General features: G+C 71.9%; 17 protein-coding genes. 6 read left to right on the top strand and 11 right to left on the bottom strand.

The genetic code is table 11. From position 1 onward, the window contains the following. The first annotated feature begins 87 nt into the window (after positions 1–87). Both HBB12_RS23215 and HBB12_RS23210 read left to right on the top strand, forming a co-directional pair. Positions 88–405 (top strand): EthD family reductase, encoded by a 318-nt coding sequence (locus HBB12_RS23215; protein WP_236991523.1) that lies wholly within the window; start codon positions 88–90, stop codon positions 403–405. A gap of 110 nt (positions 406–515) precedes the next feature. Continuing rightward, positions 516–797 (top strand): hypothetical protein, encoded by a 282-nt coding sequence (locus HBB12_RS23210; RefSeq protein WP_236991522.1) that lies wholly within the window; start codon positions 516–518, stop codon positions 795–797. A 56-nt stretch (positions 798–853) separates the two neighbouring features. Here the strand turns inward: HBB12_RS23210 and HBB12_RS23205 are convergent, their stop codons facing one another. The 3 genes from HBB12_RS23205 to HBB12_RS23195 form a co-directional block, all read right to left on the bottom strand. Further along, the gene (locus HBB12_RS23205; protein ID WP_236991521.1) at positions 854–1,444 is read right to left on the bottom strand and encodes a hypothetical protein; all 591 of its coding nucleotides are present in this window, start codon (positions 1,442–1,444) and stop codon (positions 854–856) included. A 188-nt stretch (positions 1,445–1,632) separates the two neighbouring features. After that, complete coding sequence (locus tag HBB12_RS23200) at positions 1,633–1,863, bottom strand: DUF6894 family protein (RefSeq protein WP_236991520.1); 231 nt, start codon at positions 1,861–1,863, stop codon at positions 1,633–1,635. A gap of 229 nt (positions 1,864–2,092) precedes the next feature. Beyond that, positions 2,093–2,431 (bottom strand): hypothetical protein, encoded by a 339-nt coding sequence (locus HBB12_RS23195; protein ID WP_236991519.1) that lies wholly within the window; start codon positions 2,429–2,431, stop codon positions 2,093–2,095. A 283-nt stretch (positions 2,432–2,714) separates the two neighbouring features. Here HBB12_RS23195 and HBB12_RS23190 point away from each other — a divergent pair, with 283 nt between their 5' ends. Beyond that, positions 2,715–4,391 (top strand): formate--tetrahydrofolate ligase, encoded by a 1,677-nt coding sequence (locus HBB12_RS23190; RefSeq protein WP_236991518.1) that lies wholly within the window; start codon positions 2,715–2,717, stop codon positions 4,389–4,391. Positions 4,392–4,572: 181 nt separating this feature from the next. Here the strand turns inward: HBB12_RS23190 and HBB12_RS23185 are convergent, their stop codons facing one another. From HBB12_RS23185 to tsaD, 4 genes are all read right to left on the bottom strand, one after another. Beyond that, positions 4,573–5,568 carry an NAD(P)H-dependent glycerol-3-phosphate dehydrogenase gene (locus tag HBB12_RS23185; protein WP_236991517.1) on the bottom strand — a complete coding sequence of 332 codons (996 nt, stop codon included), beginning with the start codon at positions 5,566–5,568 and terminating at the stop codon, positions 4,573–4,575. A gap of 250 nt (positions 5,569–5,818) precedes the next feature. Next, positions 5,819–6,127: an antitoxin MazE-like protein gene (locus tag HBB12_RS23180; RefSeq protein WP_442919311.1), complete on the bottom strand. Its 309-nt coding sequence runs from the start codon at positions 6,125–6,127 to the stop codon at positions 5,819–5,821. Between the two features lie 102 nt (positions 6,128–6,229). After that, positions 6,230–7,132, bottom strand: coding sequence for a GNAT family N-acetyltransferase (locus HBB12_RS23175; protein ID WP_236991515.1), 903 nt, complete (start codon positions 7,130–7,132; stop codon positions 6,230–6,232). Next, positions 7,129–8,190, bottom strand: coding sequence for a tRNA (adenosine(37)-N6)-threonylcarbamoyltransferase complex transferase subunit TsaD (tsaD, locus tag HBB12_RS23170; RefSeq protein WP_236991514.1), 1,062 nt, complete (start codon positions 8,188–8,190; stop codon positions 7,129–7,131). Before tsaD ends, HBB12_RS23175 begins: the two co-directional genes overlap by 4 nt. 146 nt (positions 8,191–8,336) lie before the next feature. Here tsaD and HBB12_RS23165 point away from each other — a divergent pair, with 146 nt between their 5' ends. From HBB12_RS23165 to HBB12_RS23155, 3 genes are all read left to right on the top strand, one after another. Continuing rightward, complete coding sequence (locus HBB12_RS23165; RefSeq protein WP_236991513.1) at positions 8,337–9,137, top strand: uroporphyrinogen-III synthase; 801 nt, start codon at positions 8,337–8,339, stop codon at positions 9,135–9,137. 121 nt (positions 9,138–9,258) lie between these two features. After that, positions 9,259–11,592, top strand: coding sequence for a COG4223 family protein (locus HBB12_RS23160; protein ID WP_236991512.1), 2,334 nt, complete (start codon positions 9,259–9,261; stop codon positions 11,590–11,592). Between the two features lie 114 nt (positions 11,593–11,706). Beyond that, positions 11,707–13,179: a heme biosynthesis protein HemY gene (locus HBB12_RS23155; protein WP_236991511.1), complete on the top strand. Its 1,473-nt coding sequence runs from the start codon at positions 11,707–11,709 to the stop codon at positions 13,177–13,179. A gap of 361 nt (positions 13,180–13,540) precedes the next feature. On the opposite strand, the gene HBB12_RS23150 is transcribed toward HBB12_RS23155, so the two are convergent. The 4 genes from HBB12_RS23150 to HBB12_RS23135 form a co-directional block, all read right to left on the bottom strand. Then, positions 13,541–15,409, bottom strand: coding sequence for an ABC transporter ATP-binding protein (locus HBB12_RS23150; RefSeq protein WP_236991510.1), 1,869 nt, complete (start codon positions 15,407–15,409; stop codon positions 13,541–13,543). A 187-nt stretch (positions 15,410–15,596) separates the two neighbouring features. After that, positions 15,597–16,523: an ABC transporter permease gene (locus HBB12_RS23145; RefSeq protein WP_236991509.1), complete on the bottom strand. Its 927-nt coding sequence runs from the start codon at positions 16,521–16,523 to the stop codon at positions 15,597–15,599. Next, complete coding sequence (locus HBB12_RS23140; RefSeq protein WP_236991508.1) at positions 16,489–17,448, bottom strand: ABC transporter permease; 960 nt, start codon at positions 17,446–17,448, stop codon at positions 16,489–16,491. The genes HBB12_RS23145 and HBB12_RS23140 overlap by 35 nt, the downstream gene beginning before the upstream one ends. 10 nt (positions 17,449–17,458) lie before the next feature. Continuing rightward, positions 17,459–19,252 carry a peptide ABC transporter substrate-binding protein gene (locus HBB12_RS23135; RefSeq protein ID WP_236991507.1) on the bottom strand — a complete coding sequence of 598 codons (1,794 nt, stop codon included), beginning with the start codon at positions 19,250–19,252 and terminating at the stop codon, positions 17,459–17,461. Between the last annotated feature and the right edge of the window lie 69 nt (positions 19,253–19,321).

Below are 19,321 nucleotides of genomic sequence, written 5' to 3'. Positions count from 1 at the left end.
CGGCGCGCTTGCGCCGGGCCGGCAAAGGATGCTCTCTGGCCGTCAGGGACCGGGGACGGGTCCCGCATCCGGGAGAGACCGAACGCCATGATCCTGGTCAGCGTGATGTATCCGGGCGGCGCCGACGCCCTGCCCTTCGACCTCGACTATTACCTCAAGCACCACATTCCGCTGGTGCGCGAGCGCTGGTCCCCGATGGGCCTGGACAAGGTCGAGGTGGTGAAGGCCGGTGGCACGCCCGACGGCAGCCCGGCCCCGTTCCAGGTGATGGCGCTCCTCGCCTTCCGCTCGCTCGACGACTTCCAGAAGGCGGGCGCGGCCCACGGCAAGGAAATCTTCGGCGACATCCCGAATTTCTTCAAGGGCCAGCCGGTGGTGCAAATCAACGAGCCGCAGAGCTTCTGATATCCGGACCACCGTTCGACCGCGCTGCGGTCGGGCGGTGGTCCGGGCCCGTTGCTTTGCCGCCTTGTCCTCGCGGACCGGTCTCCACGTCGTCGGAAAATGCTCGAGCGATGATCGATATCGTCAAGGTCCTGCGCGAGCAGCATCCGGATCTCGGCCCCTACGTGCTCGCCCTGCGCGAGCGGTCCGGCCTGGTCGCGCCGGACGATCCCGACGCGCTCGCGCAGGAGGTGCGGGACTGGACCGTCACGGAGGCGCCCAGCACCGCCTATAGCCGGCGCAGCGTGACCTACGTGCTGTTCCCGGGCCTGCCGGAGGAGACCCGCACCCTTGGCGTCGTCGCCTTCGCAAGCGCGGCGGATCTCGCTCGCTTCGCCACCCGCTGGACCTGACCGTTCATCTGCCGCGGTTACTTGCTGAGGTTACTCGCCGCCGTTACTTGCCGCCGTTACTTGCTTCGTGCGGCGATGTCGCGCGGCGGCACGGGATCGGCGCCTAAGCGGGTGCTCAGGGTCAGACCGAGATCGACGCAGAGCACCAACAGGATGCCGGCGAGCAGCGCGATGACCGCCACCTGGCCGCGGGGGCTGAACCCGACCACCATCGCGCGCGGCTCCTCCTCTGCCGCCGGGAGGCGCAGGGCCTCCTCGGGCTCCGGCACGGCCGCATCCTCCGGGGCGGCCGGCGCCTCCGCCACGAGGGCGAACCGGGGCCGGTAGCCGCCCACCGGCACGGTGACGCGGACCTCGAGCCCCGCAGGGTGCTGGGCATAGGTGTCGTCTAGCGCCCGCCGCAGGCGGCCGGCCTCGACCCGCACGCTCGGATCAAGACTCGCATCGAAATCGGGGCCGCGGCCCAGCGCCTGGGTGGCGATGGTGTAGGCTTTGATGGTCGCGCCCCGTCCGGCCAACTCCTCCTCGACCACGAAGCGCAGGAAGCGCGCCAGCTTCGGCGAGCGCAGGAAAGGCGGCGAGCGCAGCAAAACCTCAAGGGTCTCGACCACACGGTCGGCCGGTACCTCCTCCTCGGTGTCGGACATCGCAAAGCCTTCCCGGCGCGGCCGGAGACGCGCTCCGGACCGTCGCATCCCGCTGCGCGACGCAGCCGGATCCACAACACTCCGACTGAGTATAGTGGCAGGAACGCGAGATGTTAGCCCTTGCCGCCCGGTGAGCCGGCCGACCCTGGGGATAGCCTGCGTGAGAGGATGGCGGATTTCGTGGGCGTTCAATCGCTGCGGGGCGGGAACGGCACGGTGAAGATCAGGTGCCGTGCCTCGTCGCGCACCTCGACGCGCCACGCGCACCAGTCGATCCGCGTCGCTTCGGGGCCGTTCATCGCGTCGTCGATCAGGGTCTGCGCCTGGCGATGCGCCTCGGCGATGTCGCGGCAATCGAGGCCCGCCTCGTCCGGCACGCTCTGCGTCGAATCCAGGATATCGAAGAAGTAGCGGGGCACGGCAGATCGGGCTCAAGGCTTTGTTGGACAGAAAAAAGCAATACCACCGCCTCGCCCGTTATCGGCTCGGAGCCGTACAGCAATTCCGATGATCGCTTGTTAGGTTCACAATCTGGAAACAGAGGCAGTCGGCCAAAGTTCCGCTTGCTGCTCACACGACAGGCATAGGCCTTTCGGTCTAGGCGCAGTCTATACCATCGGATCCTTGCCTGTTCATGGCGGAACGGGGTCAGCGCATCTCCCGCTCGGCGGCGCCGCGCCAGGCCGGTTGCCGGTCATGGACCGTCAGGGTGTCGCGGGAGGGCGCGCGGCCCGCCTCCGCCGCGACTGCGCGCAGGCCCGCCCCGAGGGTGCGCCCGGCCTCCGCGGCGGCGGCCTCGCCCATCCGGGCGCGCAGGAACTCGGGCCGTAGGGAATCTGGCAATGCGGCGAGGACCGGCCCTGCGATCTCGGCGAGCCCCGGGGCGGCCTGCGCCGTCCGGGCCGGGGAGGGCGCCTCGCCGAGGCGCAACGGCGACAGGTAGTAGATCGCGCCGATCACCAGCCCGGCCCGCAGCCAGAAGGCCATCCCAGTCTCTCCCGCTCACCGCCGGCCTGCAACGGCACCACCCTGGAGCCGCAATGGTGAAGCCTTCGCCGCCGGGACCGCGGCGATCTGCCGGCATGGCTAACGGCGGCCTCGCGACACGTCCGGTCGTCACTCGCCTGTTCGCAACCCGCGCGAGGGTCTTCAATTTTTCTGAGTATCCTGCTCAAGCGATTTGATCTTTTCGACAAGGGCGGCCTCCGCCTAGAATCCCCGCCACGCCAAGCCGCCTCCCTCCGGCTCCCAGAACAACGATCGGGACACAATGCCGACCGACATCGAGATCGCCCGCGCGGCCACCCTCCAGCCGATCACCGCGATTGCGGAGCGCCTCGGCATCCCGGACGACGCCCTGCACCCCTACGGCCGGCACATCGCCAAGATCGACCACGGCCATATCCGGGGCCTGGAAGCGAAGCCCGAGGGCAAGCTGATCCTGGTGACGGCGATCAGCCCGACCCCGGCCGGCGAGGGCAAGACCACCACCACGGTCGGCCTCGGCGACGCACTCAACCGCACCGGCCGCAAGACGGTGATCTGCCTGCGCGAGCCCTCCCTCGGGCCGTGTTTCGGCATGAAGGGCGGGGCGGCCGGCGGCGGCAAGGCCCAGGTGGTGCCGATGGAGGCGATCAACCTCCACTTCACCGGCGACTTCCACGCCATCACCTCGGCCCACAGCCTCGCGGCGGCGCTGATCGACAACCACATCTACTGGGGCAACAAGCTCGACATCGACCTGCGCCGGGTGGCGTTCCGGCGCGTGCTCGACATGAACGACCGGGCCTTGCGCACCATCACCCAGAGCCTCGGGGGCGTGGCCAACGGCTATCCGCGCGAGGACGGCTTCGACATCACGGTGGCCTCGGAGGTGATGGCGGTGTTCTGCCTCGCCCGCGACCTCGCCGACCTGGAGGCGCGCCTCGGCCGGATCGTGGTGGCGGAGACCCGCGACCGCAAGCCCGTGACGCTCGCCGACCTCAAGGCCACCGGTGCCATGACGGTGCTGCTCAAGGACGCGCTGCAGCCCAACCTCGTCCAGACCCTGGAGGGCAGCCCGGCGCTGATCCATGGCGGGCCGTTTGCCAACATCGCGCATGGCTGCAACTCGGTGATCGCGACCCGGGCGGGCCTCCGGCTCGGCGACTACGTGGTGACGGAAGCCGGCTTCGGCGCCGATCTCGGGGCGGAAAAGTTCTTCGACATCAAGTGCCGGCAGGCGGGCCTGAACCCGTCCGCGGTGGTGATCGTCGCCACCGTGCGCGCCCTCAAGATGCATGGCGGCGTCGCCAAGGGCGATCTCGGCCGCGAGGACGTCGCGGCCCTGGAGCGGGGCTTTGCCAACCTCGCCCGCCACGTCGAGAACGTGCGCCGCTTCGGCGCGCCGGTGGTGGTGGCGGTGAACCACTTCCACGCCGACACGGAGGCCGAGCACGCCACCCTCAAGGCGCTCTGCCGCGACCGCCTCGACGTCGAGGCGATCACCTGCCGGCACTGGGCCGAGGGCGGGGCGGGCGCCGAGGGCCTGGCCCACGCCGTCGCGAGCCTCGCCGATGCGGGTCCTGCCGCGACGCCGCATTTCGTCTACCCGGACGCGATGCCGCTCGAGGACAAGATCCGCACCGTCGCCAAGACGCTCTACGGCGCCGCCGACATCCAGGTGGAATCGAAGGCGGCGGCGAAGCTCGCGGCCTTCGCGCAGGGCGGCCACGGCCACCTTCCGGTCTGCATGGCCAAGACCCAGTACTCGTTCTCCACCGACCCGGCCCTGATCGGCGCGCCGAGCGGCCACGTGGTGGCGGTGCGCGACGTGCGCCTCTCGGCAGGCGCCGGCTTCGTCGTGGCGATCTGCGGGGAGATCATGACCATGCCGGGCCTGCCCAAGGTGCCGGCGGCGGAAGGGATCTATCTCGACGCCGAGGGTCGGATCGAGGGGCTGTTCTAATACCAACGGTCGTTGGAAACGACCTTTGGTTCCGTTCTCGAATTCTCGCCAAGCCTTTGGCTTGGTGTCGAAAATTCGAGATGGGTCAATGGCCCCGTCGATCTCGGGCTTGCCCGAGATCGAATCGATGCGTCAGCATCTTAGGCCATTGGTATAACGCCCCTCGCGCCGTCCGGCCGGCTCAGACCTCGGCCCGCAGGGGCCGGCTGAGCAGGTCGGCGATCGCCGCGTCGAGGCTGAGCGCGCCGGAGAGCAGACCGGCCACCGCCTCGGCCACCGGCATCTCGACGCCGCGCCGGCGGGCGAGCGCCACCAGCGCCTGGGCGGTCAGCGCCCCCTCGGCAAGCTTGCCGCCGGAGGCCTCCTCGAGGCTCGCGCCCCGCCCGAGACGCTCGCCGAAGGCGAAGTTGCGCGATTGGGACGAGGCGGCGCTGAGCACGAGGTCGCCGAGGCCGGACAGCCCCATCAGCGTCTCGGGGCAGGCGTCCCAGGCGCGGGCAAAACGCATCAGCTCGGCGAAACTGCGGGCGACCAGCGCCGCCCGGGCGCTTTCCCCGAGGCCCCGGCCGATCGCCGCCCCGCAGGCGATGGCGAGCACGTTCTTGGCCGCCCCGCCGATCTCGACCCCGCGCGGGTCGCTGCCGTGATAGACCCGGAAGGTCGGCCCGGACAGGGCGGCGGCGAGCCGCGCCGCCAGCGCGCCGTCGCGGCTCGCCAGCGTCACGGCGGTGGGCAACCCGCGGGCGACATCCGCCGCGAAGCTCGGGCCCGACAGGACCGCGAGGGCCGCGCCCGGCGCGGCCTCGGCGGCGACGTCGGTCAGGAAGGCGTCGGTCCCGCGCTCGATGCCCTTGGCGCACAGGACCAGGGCGGCGTCCGGCCGCAGCTGCGGGCGCAAGGTGATCAGCACGCTCCGCAGCGTCTGGGCCGGCGTCACCACCAGCAAAGCCTCGGCCTCGCCGAGGTCCGCGGCGGACGCGGTGGGGCGCACCCCCGGATGCAGGCTCACGCCGGGGAGGTGACGGGCATTCTCGCGGGTGCGCGCCATGTCGGCGGCGCTTCCCGCATCGCGCATCCACAGCACCACCGGCCGCTCGGCCGCGGCGGCCGCCGCGTTGGCGAGCGCCGTGCCCCAGGCACCGCCGCCCAGGACCGCGATCGGGCCGATGCCGGTCATGATGCCCAACCGAGAGCGAGAGCGTCGCATTCGGAGGCTGCCGGATCGGCGATCGGCCCCATCCCACCCGCGACCTCGTCCTGAGGTGCTGCCGCGTGCGGCAGCCTCGAAGGCGGGCTCCAGATGTCTCTGGCGTCCCTGGAGCCCTCCTTCGAGGCTCCCTTACGGTCGCACCTCAGGACGAGGTCGCGGGTGGGAGCAAGTCCGTGGCGCGCCGGTCGATGCAATCGGTCGAGCGAGCCTCGTGTGATCAACGGTGGGAGCACGGGAATACATCCAAGGAAGCTGTCGTCGCGTCGCGAGGTTCCGGCAGGCGCAGCTGACGCCGACGCCGCGTCATCGACTCACGAGACCGGTCTCTGTCGTCACCCGCCGCGACGGCATCGATGAAATCCTGGTCGTCCTGCGCCTGGCGGCTCGCCGCAACGGCCTCCACCTGCCGCTGCGCGTCGCGCCGGAAGGTCGGGGCGCGCATGTCGGGCACGAGGACCCCGATGCGGTGCCGACCCGGGCCGGGATTCGCCCGGCGGGGCGGTCTCGACGGTGTCGGCTGGGACATGGTGCGCCTTCCGGATTCCCCGATCCTGCGTCCCGACGGATGGGCAGACGGCGTTTCGCGAGGTGACGAAAACCGGACGTCCGACGGTGGTGCAAGCGGATTCTATTCTAGGCCAGCGCCGCCCGCCCCGCCACCGGCGAGGAAATCCGTCGCCGCCAGCCGATACAGCCGGTGCGGCCGCAACGGATGGCCCTCGGGCAGTCCCGGATGGTCGAACCCGCCGACCTCGCTCATGCCGAGGCGCTGCATCACCCGGAGCGAGGGCACGTTCACCTCGGCCGTATAGGCCACGACCTCGTTCAGCGCGCAGCGCGAGAACACGTCGGCGAGCGCCAGGCGGGCGCCGCGCACGGCGAAGCCCCGACCCCAGGCCGGCCATGCGAGGCGCCAGCCGATCTCGACCAAGCCGATTTCCTGCCCGATCAGGGGCCCGAGGGGCAGTGGGCGAGCCGGGCGCCAGCAGCCGACGAAGCCGCAGAACCCCTCCGGCGCCTCGACGACCCAGGGGCCGAACCCGTCCTCGTCGAAGCGCCGGGCCAGCGCCCTCGCCTCGACCTGGCTCTCGCGCACGGTCTTCGGAGCGGGGAAGAACCGCATCACCTCCGGATCGGCGCAGAGCGCCGCGAAGGGCTCGTCGTCGGAGAGCCGCCAGCGCCGCAGGGAAAAATCCTCGCCTTGCAGGCTCTCGGGCGGCGGCGGCGCCCGCCGCTTGCGCCGCCACAGCAGCGAACGATGATTGAGCGCGGCGAGGTCCTGCCGGCCCTCCAGTACGGCCTCGCCCAGGCTCAGGGCCAGGTCCAGGCGCTCGGGCGGCATGTTGGCCCAGGCGGGCGGGGCCACGCTCTCGCGCCAGGGCCCGCCGCAGGCATTGTCGAGCAGGATGCGGGCGAAGCAGTGATTCTGCGAGACCGGCCAGTCCGGATGCGCGGCGGCGGCGGCGGGCAGGCGCTCGTCGACCAGTTCCCGCCAGCGGCGCTGCTGCGCCTCGGCCTCCGCGGGACTCATCCGGCGGCTTGGGCCGGCGCGACATCCTTGGCTTGCGCGAAGGGCCAGCGCGGCCGGGCCGGCGCGGTGATGTCGTCGGTGAGCCCGAGCCGCAGGCGCTCGATGCCGGCCCAGGCGATCATCGCGCCGTTGTCGCCGCAGAGCGGCAGGGGCGGGGCGACGAGGGGTAATCCGGCCTCGCCGGCCTGGCGGGCGAGCGCCCGCCGCAGGGCGCCGTTGGCCGCGACGCCCCCGGCGGCCACGAGCGCGGTCGGGTGGCCGGCGACGGGGCCGAAATCGCGCAGGGCCACCCGCACCCGGTCGACCACCACGTCGACGACCGCCGCCTGGAAGCCGGCGCAGAGATCGGCCACGTCCTGGTTGGTGAGAGGGGCGATGCGCTCGGCCTCGATCCGCAAGGCCGTCTTGAGGCCGGACAGGGAAAAATTCGGCTCGCGCCGGCCGAGCATCGGCCGCGGCAGGGCGAAGCGCTCGGGGTTGCCGCCCTCGGCGGCGCGCTCGACCTCCGGCCCGCCCGGATAGGCGAGGCCCAGGAGCTTCGCCACCTTGTCGAAGGCCTCGCCGATCGCGTCGTCGATGGTGCCGCCGAGGCGCACGTATTCCCCGACGCCCTTGACGGCGACGAGCTGGGTGTGGCCGCCGGAGGCGAGCAGCAGCAGGTACGGAAAGGCGAGGCCGTCGGTGAGACGGGCGGTCAGCGCATGGGCCTCGAGGTGGTTGACCGCCACGAGGGGCTTTCGCGCCACCAGCGCCAGGGTCTTGCCGGTGACGAGGCCGACCAGCACACCGCCGATCAGGCCCGGCCCCGCCGCGACCGCGATGCCGTCGAGATCGGAGAGCCGCATCCCGGCATTGTCGAGCGCCCGGGCGACCAGCCGGTCCAGCACCTCGACATGGGCGCGCGCCGCGATCTCCGGCACCACCCCGCCATAGGCGGCGTGCTCGGCGATCTGGCTCAGCACTTCGTTGGAGCGGATCGCGCCGCGCCCGTCCTCCTCCACCGTCACGATCGCGGCCGCGGTCTCGTCGCAGGTGGTTTCGATCCCGAGGACGTTCATGGTGGGGGCATGGTCTCGCGAGGGGGCTGGCACGCCGCGCGGCGGCCGGTATGGTGCCCTTCAGATAACCCGCCGGGCATGGCCGGCAAAGGGGTCGGATGCATGGGGTGGGGCGCTTTGGAGGGGGACTCCCGGGGGCGTGACGCGTGACGCGGGCGACGGAATGCCGGACCGCCCTCAGGGTCTGGGTCGCGCGGCCGCTGCCGGCCGGCGCACGCACGGCCGAGCGCGTCGCGGCTCTGGGCCACCGCCCGCTCCTCGCCCCGGTCCTCGATCTGGCGCTCAGCGGCGCGCCGGCGCCGGACGGTCCGTTCGACGCCCTGGTCCTCACGAGCGCGAGCGCGGTACCGGCGCTCGCCGGCTCCCCGCTCGCCGCGCTGCCGGCCTATTGCGTCGGGGCCCGCACGGCCTGTGCCGCCCGCGCGGCGGGCCTCGTGTCCATCCACGAGGCCGGGGGCGACGCCCGCGCCCTCGCCAACCTGATCGGCGCCGCCCTGCCGCGCGGCGCGCGCCTCCTCCATGCCGCCGGGCGCGAGCGCAAGGACGAGCCGGGCGACACGCTCGCCGCCCGCGGCTACCGGCTCACGGTCTGGGTCGCCTACGCGGCCCGGCCCCTGCCGGCCCTGCCGGAGCCGGTAGCCGAGGCCCTGGAGGCGGGCGCCCTCGACGCGGCGCTCCACTATTCCCGGCGCAGCGCCGCGACGGCCCTCGGCCTCGCCCGGGCCGCGGGGCGGGAGGACGCCTTTTGCCACCTGGCGCATCATTGCCTGTCGGCCGACGTGGCCGCGCCCCTGGTCGCGGCCGGGATCCTGTCCCATGTCGTCGCGGCACGGCCGGACGAGGAGGCTCTGTTGGCGGGCTTGCTCTCGGCCGGTCCGGCGCCCATTCGACAGGACAATGACGCAGAGGTGTCGCCGGCCCTTCGCCCGGGCCGGGAGCGATGCTAAGGGACGATCAATCGTTGCGCGGCCCGGGCGGGATCCTGCCCCGCGGTCGTGCCCACGCCGAGCCGATCAGGCCGCCTTCCGGCGCGCCCCGGCCCGGAGCCACAGGTGAGGATCTTCGGCCGTGACCCCATCCGACAAGGACCAGAAGGATTCGCGCAACCGTCCGGGCGGGCGCGGCGGCAACCCGGCGGATGGGCCGATCATCGACCTGAAGGCGACCCGCATCGCGGACGCGCCCAAGGAGGCGTCCAAGACGGAGCCGGGCAGGACCGAACCGGGCAAGACTGAACCGGGCAAGTCCGAGCCGGCGAAGCCGTTCGATGTGGCCAAGGATGCGGCCAAGTCCGACGGGGCCAAGTCCGACGGGGTGAAGCCCGGCGTGACGGCTCCCGCGACCGCGAAGCCCGGCGAGCCGCCGAAGGCGGCCGAGGCTCCGAAGCCCGGCGCGACCGGCGCGACCGGCGCGGCTTCGATGTCGGGCGCCTCGGCCTCGAAGCCGGGGGCGACCGGCGCAACGTCCGGCCCGGTCTCGACCCCGGGTGCCTCCGGTGCCACGGCATCGAAGCCGGCCGGCGGCGCGACCGGAGGCGCCGCGACGCCAGTCGGCGCGACGGGGGCCGCGTCCGCGAAGCCCGGCGAATCCAAGCCCGGCGCGCCGTCCTCCGCGACGACCTCGGCCGTCTCCCCGACCGGAGGCGCCCCGAAATCTCCGACCGGCACGGTGGTCACGGGCCCGGGCAGCGGCCCGCTCAAGGTCGGCGATGCCAAGCCGGCTGACGGGAAACCCATTGCACCCGTGACCGGCGCGACCGGCGGCAAGCCTCCGGAGCCGAAATCCCCCACCGCCGGCACCGGCGCGACGACCGGCGCCGCCTCGGCGGGCTCGGGGCCCAACCCGGTCGGCGCCACCGGCGCGAAGCCCTCGACCGTGCCGCCCGCGACGGTGCCCAAGACGGGTCCCCAGGCGACCGGCCCCGGCGTGTCCCCTCCGAAGGATGCCCCGAAGCCCGAGGCCGCCAGGACCACGAGTGCCATCCCGGCGACTGCCGTCCCGGCCGCGGCAGCGCCGCAAGGCCGCTCCGGTGCCGGCTTCGGCTCGGTTCTGGCCGCCTCGCTCCTGGGCGGCGTGGTCGGCGCGGGCCTGCTCTACGGCGTGACCACCTACGGCCCGGCCTACGGCATCAACCTGCCGAAGCCCGGCACGCCGCAGGCCGACGGCGCCGGCACGGTGCCGCTGGAGCAGCGCCTGGCCGATCTCGCGCCGCGCGACAGCGTCCAGGCTCTCGATCGCCGCATCGCCTCGCTCGAGTCCACGGTGCGTCCGTTGCCCGACGCGGTGCGGGCGGCCGATGCCGCCGCCAAGGCGGCGAGCCAGCGGGCCGACGAGGCCCTGCGCAAGGCGGAGGCCGCGCCCGCCCCGGCGGCCGGACAGGCGGCGCCGGTGGCTCAGGGGGCAACCCCGACGCCGAGCGCCGGCATCGATCCGGTGCGTCTCCAGGGCCTTGAGAAGCAGGTCGCCGAGCTCCAGGGCCGCTCGGGCGGGACCGATGCCGGCCTGCGCCAGCGGGTCGACGGCCTCGCCCAGGCGGTGACGGCGCTCCAGGGCCGCGGCGACGGCGCCGACCTGCGCGGCCGCCTCGACGGGCTCGACAAGGGGCTGAAGGCGCTGCAGGCCGATCTCGGCACCCGCGCGGCGGCCGAGGAGCAGGCCGACAAGGCGCTCGGCCAGCGCCTCGACGAGCTGCGACAGGCCCTCGACACCCGGGCCAAGGCGGCGGACCAGCGCTTCGACGCGCTCCAGCAATCCGCCGACGCCCGCACCAAGACCGTCGACCAGCGCCTCGCCGACCTCGCCAAGGCGGTCGAGGGCCGGGCCGAGGCGAGCAGCGTCCAGGCGGCGCTCCGGGTGGTGGCCTCCGACCGGATCGCCAGCGCGCTCAATACCGGCGCGCCCTACGCCGATGCCCTGGCGACCCTGAAGCAGCTCGATCCCGGCCAGGCCGGGGCGCTGGCGCCGCTGGAGCCCTTCGCGCAAAGTGGGGCGCCGACCGCGGCCTCGCTCGCCCAGAGCTTCCAGCCGGTCGCCGCCAAGCTGAACGCGGCGGCGCTCGCCGCCCGGCAGAAGGCGGTGGCCGAGCGCGGCAGCATCGCCGACCGGCTGACCAGCATGGCCGAATCGATCGTCTCGGTGAAGAAGGTCGGATCCGAGGGTGCGGCTCCGGCGCCGAGCAACGCCGCCGACCCGACCGAGGCGGGCGTCGCCAAGATCCAGGATGCGCTGGCCCGCGGCGCGGTGGCGGAGGCGGCGCAGGCCTTCGACGCCCTGCCGGAGGCCGCCCGCAAGGAGGCCGCCGAGTTCGGCCAGCGCCTGAAGGCCCGCGCCGCAGCCGGCGAGGCCGCGCGGGCGCGGCTGGCCGCCTCCTTCGCGGCCATTCAAGGTCCGGCGACCCGCTGACGCTCTCAAAATGCGGCCGCCCGTCCGGGCGGCCGCCGTGATCTCTCGGGGCTCGCTCGACGCCCCCTCGCGCGCCCGCTAGCGGCAGCGCGGCTTTCTGGAGTTGATGGAAAGATGTGGCGCGCACTCGCCTTCCTGGCTCTCCTCGCCCTCGCCGCCTACGGGGCGGTCTGGCTCGCCGACCGGCCCGGCGTGGTCACCGTGACCTGGGGCGGCTACGAACTGGCGACCAGCCTCGCCGCCGCGCTCGTCGGCGTGATGGTGCTCGCGGTGGTGCTGGGCTTCGTCTGGGCCTTCGCCCGGGGCATCCTGAACCTGCCCGAGCGGCTGACCCTGTCGAGCCGGCGCCGGCGCCAGGCCCGGGGCTACAACGCCCTGTCGCGCGGCATGGTGGCGGTGGGGTCCGGTGATCCGATCGCGGCGCGCCGCCATGCCGGCGAGGCCGAGCGCCTGCTCGGCGCCGAACCGCTCGCCCTGCTGCTGACCGCCCAGGCCGCCCAGATCTCCGGCGACCGCGCCGGGGCCGAGCGCGCCTTCCGCCGCATGGTCGACGATCCCGAGACCCGGGTGCTCGGCCTGCGCGGCCTGTTCGTCGAGGCCCGGCGCCAGGACGACGAAGCCTCGGCCCGCGCCTACGCGATCGAGGCCGCCCGCCTCGCCCCGAGCGTGACCTGGGCCAACGAGGCGGTGATGGAGGGCCAGTGCGCCGACCGCGACTGGTCGGGCGCCCTCGACACCGTCTCGCGCCGTGCGGCGCTGGGCCTCTCCGACAAGGCGGCGATGCGCCGCCAGCGCGCCGTGCTGCTGACCGCCAGCGCCCTCGACCTCGAGGCGGGCGATCCCGAGCGCGCCCTGGCGCAAGGACGCGAGGCGGTGAAGCTCGCCCCCGACCTGGTGCCGGCGGCCGCGGTGGCGGGCCGGCTCTTCGCCCGCCGCGGCGACCTCAAGCGCGGCGCGAAGGTGGTCGAGGCCGCCTGGCGCGCCAACCCGCATCCGGACCTCGCCCGGGTCTATCTCGACCTGCGCACCGGTGATTCGAGCCGCGATCGTCTGGCCCGCGCCGAGACCCTGGCCCGCATCTCGTCCTGGCATCCGGAATCGCGCTTCGCCATCGCCCGCGCGGCGCTCGACGCCCGCGAGTTCGGCCGCGCCCGCGACGTGCTGGCGCCGCTGCTCACCGATCAGCCGACCGTGCGCGCCTACGAGCTGATGGCCGAGATCGAGGAGGCCGAGCACGGCGCGGCGTCCGGCAAGGCCCGCGAATGGCAGGCCCGCGCCGCCCGCGCCCCGCGCGATCCGGCCTGGTGCGCCGACGGCCTCGTCACCGACCGCTGGGCGCCGATCTCCCCGGTCAGCGGCCGCCTCGACGCCTTCGTCTGGCAGACCCCGCCGGACCTGCTCGGCCGTGCCCACGGGACCGCGCACGAGCCCGCGCCGGCTGCGGCCGGTGCGCTCAACGGCGCCGAGCCGGCTCCGAAGCCCGGCAACGCCGTCGCCCCTGTGAGCCCGATCCCGGCCGGGGCCGTGACCCCGCCGGTGGTGCCGGTCTCGGCGAAGGTGCCGGAGGTGGTCGGGCCGGGGCGGTAGGCGCGACCATCCTGCCTTGACGGAGCCGATCCGCTGGACGTGCCTGACAGACACCTGATCATCCCGGGGCCGCGCAGCGGAGCCCGGGTTCCATAACCTCAGGTGGGCGACGATCGAGCGGGGCGCATTCGCCTCTGAAGACATACTCTCCAGGTCGATCACCTCCAAGAAACATCCCATTCGCGACCTCATCCTGAGGTGCGACCGGAGGGAGCCTCGAAGGAGGGCTCCAAGGATCTCGGAGACTTCTGGATCCCTCCTTCTAGGCTCCCTCCGGTAGCACCTCAGGATGAGGTCGAGGGTAGGAAAGAAGGTTTTTCCGTCCACGGCAGGGTTTAGAAGCGCTGAGCTACCGAATCGCTCACGCCACCGCGACCGCCGCCACAGCCGGTGCCTCCCATTCCGGCCCCCAGACCTGCACCACATGCCCCGGCGAGACCTCCCGGTACGGCCGCTCCGGCGGCACGTAATCGACCGGGCGGATCGGGCTCTTGATCTCGTCGCTGCGCACCGCGTGCAGCTGCCGGCGCCGCCCCGGATCGGGGACGGGCACGGCGGCGATCAGCTTCTTCGTGTACGGATGCTGGGGCGCGCCGAAGATCGCCGCGCGGGGGCCGATCTCGACGATCTCGCCGAGATACATCACGGCGACCCGGTGGCTGACCCGCTCCACCACCGCCATGTCGTGCGAGATGAACAGGTAGGCGAGGCCCAGCGAGGCCTGGAGGTCGAGCATCAGGTTCACCACCTGCGCCTTCACCGACACGTCGAGGGCCGAGACCGATTCGTCCGCCACGATCAGCCGGGGTTCGAGCGCGAGCGTCCGGGCGATGCAGATGCGCTGGCGCTGGCCGCCGGAGAATTCGTGCGGGAAGCGGCCGGCCATCTCGGGCTTGAGGCCGACCCGTCGCAGCAGGTCGGCGGCGCGCTCGCGGGCCTCCGATCGTGAGCAGAGACGGTTGATCAGCAGGGGCTCGGCGATGGCCGCGCCGACGCTCATGCGCGGATCGAGGCTGGCGAAGGGATCCTGGAAGATCATCTGCATCCGCCGGCGTGTGGCGCGCAGGGCGGCGGGCGACAGGCCGAGCACGTCCTCGCCGTCGAGGAGCACCGCGCCGGCGACCGGCTCGATCAGCCGCAGCACCGAGCGGCCGGTGGTGGACTTGCCGCAGCCCGACTCGCCGACGAGGGCCAGGGTCTCGCCCGCCCTTACCGCGAAGGACACGTTCTCGACCGCGTGGACCCGGCCGCGCACCCGCGAGAGCAGGCCGCCGCGGATGTCGAAGCGGGTGGTGAGGCCCTTCACCTCCAGTACCGGGCGCTCGCCCTCCCGCACCGTGTCGGGCAGCGGCGGCGCGGCTTCCGGCTCGCCGGTTTTGCGGTCGACGATCGGGAAGCGGGCCGGGTGCGGCTGGCCCTTCATCGCCCCGAGGGTCGGCACGGCGGCGAGCAGCGCGCGGCTGTAAGGGTGGGCCGGGCGGCGGAAGATCTGTTCGGTCGCCCCCGTCTCGACGGCGCGCCCGTCGACCATCACCACGGTGCGGTCGGCGATCTCGGCCACCACCCCCATGTCGTGGGTGATGAACAGGACCGACATGCCCTCCTCCTCCTGGAGGAGCTTGATGAGGTCGAGGATCTGGGCCTGGATCGTCACGTCCAGCGCCGTGGTCGGCTCGTCGGCGATCAGGAGCTTCGGCCGGCAGGCCAGCGCCATGGCGATCATCACCCGCTGGCGCATGCCGCCGGAGAAGCGGTGCGGGTAATCGTGCACCCGCGAGGCGGCGGCGGGGATCCGCACCTTGTCGAACAGCCGGACGGTTTCGGCCTCGGCCTCGCTGTGCGACATCCCGCGGTGGAGCCGCAGGGCCTCGCCGATCTGGAAGCCGACGGTGAGGACCGGGTTGAGGCTCGTCATCGGCTCCTGGAAGATCATCGCGACGTCGTCGCCGCGGATGCGCCGCATCTCGGCGTCGGGCAGGCGCAGGAGGTCGCGGCCTTCCAGCAGCACCCGGCCGCCGGTCCGGGTCGCGTCGCGCGGGGTGAGCCGCATGATCGACATCGCGGTGACGCTTTTCCCTGAACCCGATTCGCCGACGAGGGCGACGGTCTCCTTCGGGCCGATGTCGAACGAGACGCCGTGCACCACCGGGCGCCAGGCCTGCTCGGAGCGGAACGCGACGGTGAGGTCCTGGACCGAGAGGATCGGGCGGGAGTGACTTGTAGGCGTCATCGTGGGCTACCCTGCTCACGCACTCTCCCACCCGCGACCTCATCCTGAGGTGCGAGCGGAGCGAGCCTCGAAGGAGACCTCCCGTGGTCTCCGAGGGATCTGGAGGCCTCCTTCGAGGCTGCGCGATCTGCGATCGCCCAGCACCTCAGGATGAGGTCCAGGGTGGGAATCCAGGCGAAGCCTGCCGTCACAAGACCCGCCGCGGGTCGAGGGCGTCGCGGAGCCCATCGCCGATGAAGTTGATCGACAGGACGGTCAGGAAGATCGCGGCGCCCGGAAACAGCGCCCAGTGCGGCGCCACGTCGAGGTGGTCCTTGGCGTCGTAGAGGAGCCGGCCCCAGGTCGGGATGTCGGGCGGGAAGCCGAGGCCTAAGAACGACAGGGTCGATTCGGCGATGATCGCCGAAGACACCTCGATCGTCGCCGCGACGATGACCGGGCCGATCGCGTTCGGCAGGATGTGGCGGGTGACGAGGTGCCAGGCGGTCGCGCCCTGCGAGCGCGCGGCTTCCACGAATTCCTTCTCGCGCAAGGACAGGAACTGCGCCCGCACGAGGCGGGCCACCGGCATCCAGCGCAGGCCGCCGATCACCGCGACGATCATCACGAAGACGCCGCCCTCGACGCCGAAGAGCTGCTTCAGCTGATCGCGGAACAGGTAGATGATGAGGAGCAGGAGCGGCAGCTGCGGCAGCGACAGGAACAGGTCGGTCAGCCACATCAGGAACGGGTCGAGGAAGCGCCGCGACATGCCGGCGAGCGCGCCGACCACCACGCCGACGAAGGTCGCCACCACCATGGCGGCAAAACCGACGGCGAGCGAGATGCGTCCGCCATAGATCATCCGGGCGAGCAGGTCCTGGCCGAGGTCGTCGGTGCCGAGCGGATGGGCCCAGGACGGGCCCTGGAGGGTGGCGGCGAAGTCGATGTCGTCGATCGCCACCGGCCAGACCCAGCCGCCGACGAGGACCGCGAGCACCAGCAGGCCCAGCACCCCGACGCTGACGACCGCGAGGCGGTGGCGGCGGAAGCGCCGCCAGGTGTCCCGCCCCGAGACCGCCGGCGGCGCGGGCGCCGCCTCAGCGGTAGGAGATGCGAGGGTCGAGCCAGCCATAGAGGAGGTCCGCGACGAGGTTGAACAGGACGACGAGGCAGGCGAACACGAAGGTGACGGCCATCACCACCGGCGTGTCGTTGGCGAGCATCGCGTTGATGAGGAGCGAGCCGATCCCGGGAATCCGGAAGATCTGCTCGGTGACGATGGCGCCGCCGAACACCGCCGGGATCTGGAGCGCCACCAGCGTCACGACCGGGATCAGCGCGTTGCGGGCGATGTGGCGGACCGTGACGGTGCCGTCCGACAGGCCCTTGGCCCGGGCGGTGGTGACGTAGTCGAGGCGCGCCACGTCGAGGACCGAGGCGCGGACGTAGCGGGTATAGGAGGCGGCCTGGAAGAAGCCGAGGACGCAGACCGGCATGATCGCCTGCCGGACATGCTCCCAGGCCCAGCGCCAGCCGGTGGCGGAGATATCGGCCTGGTAGACGAAGGGCAGCCAGTCGAGCGTGAGGCTGAACAGCAGGATGAACAGCAGGCCGGTGAAGAAGGTCGGCAGCGAGAAGCCGATGAAGGCCAGCGTGTTCGCCACCTGATCGAAGACCGAGTAGGGCCGGATCGCCGCCAGGATGCCGACCGGCACGGCGATGAGGAGCGCCAGGACCTGCGACGAGCCGACCACGAACAGGGTGGTGGGCAGGCGTTGCAGGATCAGTTCGTCGACGTTCACCCGGCTGGCGAAGGAGAAACCCCAGTCGCCCTGGAGCATCGCCGTCAGCCAGTGCAGGTAGCGCACCAGGATCGGGTCATCGAGGCCGAATTTTAACCGCAGCGCCTCGCGCACCTTGGGCGGCACGTTGGGGTTGGTGGCGAGTTCCCCGAACGGGTCGCCCGGCGCGAGCGCCAGGACGGTGAACAGGATGAGGCTGATCCCGAGCAGGCTCGGGATCGCGATCAGGAGGCGGCGGAGGAGATAGGCTCCCATCTGTGGTCTTTTAAGCCTGCTTGTACCACTCGGCCAGGAAGGTCAGCGAGTTGTCCCAGCCGGTCGCGGGCGCCTGGAGCTTGCCGTTGATTGCCGAGACCTGGGCGCGGTGGAGCAGCGGCAGGACGTAATCGGCCACCACCAGGTCGTTCATCTTGACGAACAGGGCGGCGCGCTTGACGAGGTCGAGCTCGCCCTGCGCCGCGCGGTAGCAGGCATCGACCTCCGGGTTCTGCATCCGGCAGATGTTGCGGCCCTGCCACTTGTTGGCCTTGGTGGCGGCCTCCCAGGACACGTATTGCAGGGCGAACACCGCCGGATCGGCCTGCGTCATGTTCCAGGTATACATCTCCATGTCGGCGTAGAAATGCGGATAGGTATCCGGGTTCGCCACGTCCGAGGAGAAGAATACCGAGCCGGGAACCGATTTCAGCTCCATCTCGATGCCGGCCTTCTGGGCCGCTTGCTTGATGATCGCCTGGGTCTTCTGGCGCGGGGCGTTGATCGAGGTCTGGAAGACGAACTTCAGCTTCTTGCCGTCCTTGGCGCGGATGCCGTCGCCCCCTTTCTTCCAGCCGGCGTCTTCGAGGATCTGCGCCGCCTTGTCGGGCTCGAAGGCGAAGGAGGTGTTCTTCGAGACGAAGGGCGCCGGGCCGTTGAAGACGTTGGCGGTGGCCCGCCCCGTGCGGCCGTAGATGTATTGCTGGATCGCCGCCCGGTTGACGAGCAGGTTCATCGCCTTGCGCACCGCCGGATCCGAGAAGGCCGGATGCTTGGTCTTGAGCGAGGCGCGCTCGCCGTCGACCTCGACGTTCGGATCGGTGGCGTTCAGCAGCAGGAATTCGAGGTTGCCCCCGTATTCCATGGTGACCCGGCCCTTGCCCTCGGCCTCGAGCCGCTTGAGGATCTCGTCCTCGACCTGCATGTTCCAGGCGTAATCGTATTCGCCGGTCTGCAGCACGGCGCGGGCGGCCGAGACGGCGTCGCCGCCGCCCTTCATCTCGATCGAGTCGAAGAACGGCCGGTTCGGCACGTGGTAATCGGGGTTGCGCACCCCGCGCAGGGTGTCGCCGGGGCGGAACTCGCTGAACTTGTACGGCCCGGTGCCGACCGGGGCGAGGTTGGCCGGCGCGTCGCGGGACTTGTCGCCGATATAATCCGCGAAGATGTGCTTGGGGATGACCATCCCGGCGCTCGACACGAAGGCATCGGCCCAGAACGGCGTCGGCTCCTTGAAGGAGAGCTTCACCGTCAGGTCGTCGACTTTCTCGACCTTGACGTTGATGTAGCTGCCGCTCGTCACCGCGGCGGTGGCCGGGTTGGCGGCGTATTCGGCGGTGAAGACCACGTCGTCGGCGGTGAAGGGCTTGCCGTCGTGCCACTTCACGTTCGGCTTCAGCTTCCAGGTCACCGAGCGGCCGTCGGCCGCCACACCGCCATTCTCCTTGGAGGGGATCTCGGCCGCCAGGATCGGGAAGAGGTTGCCGTCGGCGTCCCAGGCCGCCAGCGGCTCGTAGAAGATGCGCGAGCCTTCCTGGTCCTTGGTGCCGATGGCGAAATGCGGGTTGATGAGCGTCGCGGCCTGCCAGAACAGCAGCTTCAGCGGCCCGCCGCCGCCGGCCTTGGTCGGCTTGTAGGCATCCCGCAAGGCATTCGCCGCGAAGGCGACGCCGTTCTGGGCCAGCATCATCCCGGCCATCGGAGCGGTGAGTCCGAGCGCCAGCATCCGCCGAACGAAACCGCGCCGCGACAGGCTCCCGTCCTTCACCTCGCCGATCATCGTGCGCAGGTCATGCTCGGTCATGGACGCTCACCCTTCTGGCTGGCTCGAGAAACTGACAGGCACCATCGCGCCCGCGCTCCCGGTCCGCAA

The organism is Methylobacterium sp. SyP6R (genome assembly GCF_019216885.1).
Taxonomy (GTDB): Bacteria; Pseudomonadota; Alphaproteobacteria; order Rhizobiales; family Beijerinckiaceae; genus Methylobacterium.
This window is presented reverse-complemented; position numbering and strand designations above follow the sequence as displayed.

Bases quoted from the DNA above. Each gene is read 5' to 3' on its own strand.
- HBB12_RS23215 (WP_236991523.1), top strand. From the start codon at position 88: ATGATCCTGGTCAGCGTGATGTATCCGGGCGGCGCCGACGCCCTGCCC.
- HBB12_RS23210 (WP_236991522.1), top strand. From the start codon at position 516: ATGATCGATATCGTCAAGGTCCTGCGCGAGCAGCATCCGGATCTCGGC.
- HBB12_RS23205 (WP_236991521.1), bottom strand. From the start codon at position 1,444: ATGTCCGACACCGAGGAGGAGGTACCGGCCGACCGTGTGGTCGAGACC.
- HBB12_RS23195 (WP_236991519.1), bottom strand. From the start codon at position 2,431: ATGGCCTTCTGGCTGCGGGCCGGGCTGGTGATCGGCGCGATCTACTAC.
- HBB12_RS23190 (WP_236991518.1), top strand. From the start codon at position 2,715: ATGCCGACCGACATCGAGATCGCCCGCGCGGCCACCCTCCAGCCGATC.
- HBB12_RS23185 (WP_236991517.1), bottom strand. From the start codon at position 5,568: ATGACCGGCATCGGCCCGATCGCGGTCCTGGGCGGCGGTGCCTGGGGC.
- HBB12_RS23180 (WP_442919311.1), bottom strand. From the start codon at position 6,127: ATGTCCCAGCCGACACCGTCGAGACCGCCCCGCCGGGCGAATCCCGGC.
- HBB12_RS23175 (WP_236991515.1), bottom strand. From the start codon at position 7,132: ATGAGTCCCGCGGAGGCCGAGGCGCAGCAGCGCCGCTGGCGGGAACTG.
- tsaD (WP_236991514.1), bottom strand. From the start codon at position 8,190: ATGAACGTCCTCGGGATCGAAACCACCTGCGACGAGACCGCGGCCGCG.
- HBB12_RS23155 (WP_236991511.1), top strand. From the start codon at position 11,707: ATGTGGCGCGCACTCGCCTTCCTGGCTCTCCTCGCCCTCGCCGCCTAC.
- HBB12_RS23150 (WP_236991510.1), bottom strand. From the start codon at position 15,409: ATGACGCCTACAAGTCACTCCCGCCCGATCCTCTCGGTCCAGGACCTC.
- HBB12_RS23145 (WP_236991509.1), bottom strand. From the start codon at position 16,523: ATGGCTGGCTCGACCCTCGCATCTCCTACCGCTGAGGCGGCGCCCGCG.
- HBB12_RS23140 (WP_236991508.1), bottom strand. From the start codon at position 17,448: ATGGGAGCCTATCTCCTCCGCCGCCTCCTGATCGCGATCCCGAGCCTG.
- HBB12_RS23135 (WP_236991507.1), bottom strand. From the start codon at position 19,252: ATGACCGAGCATGACCTGCGCACGATGATCGGCGAGGTGAAGGACGGG.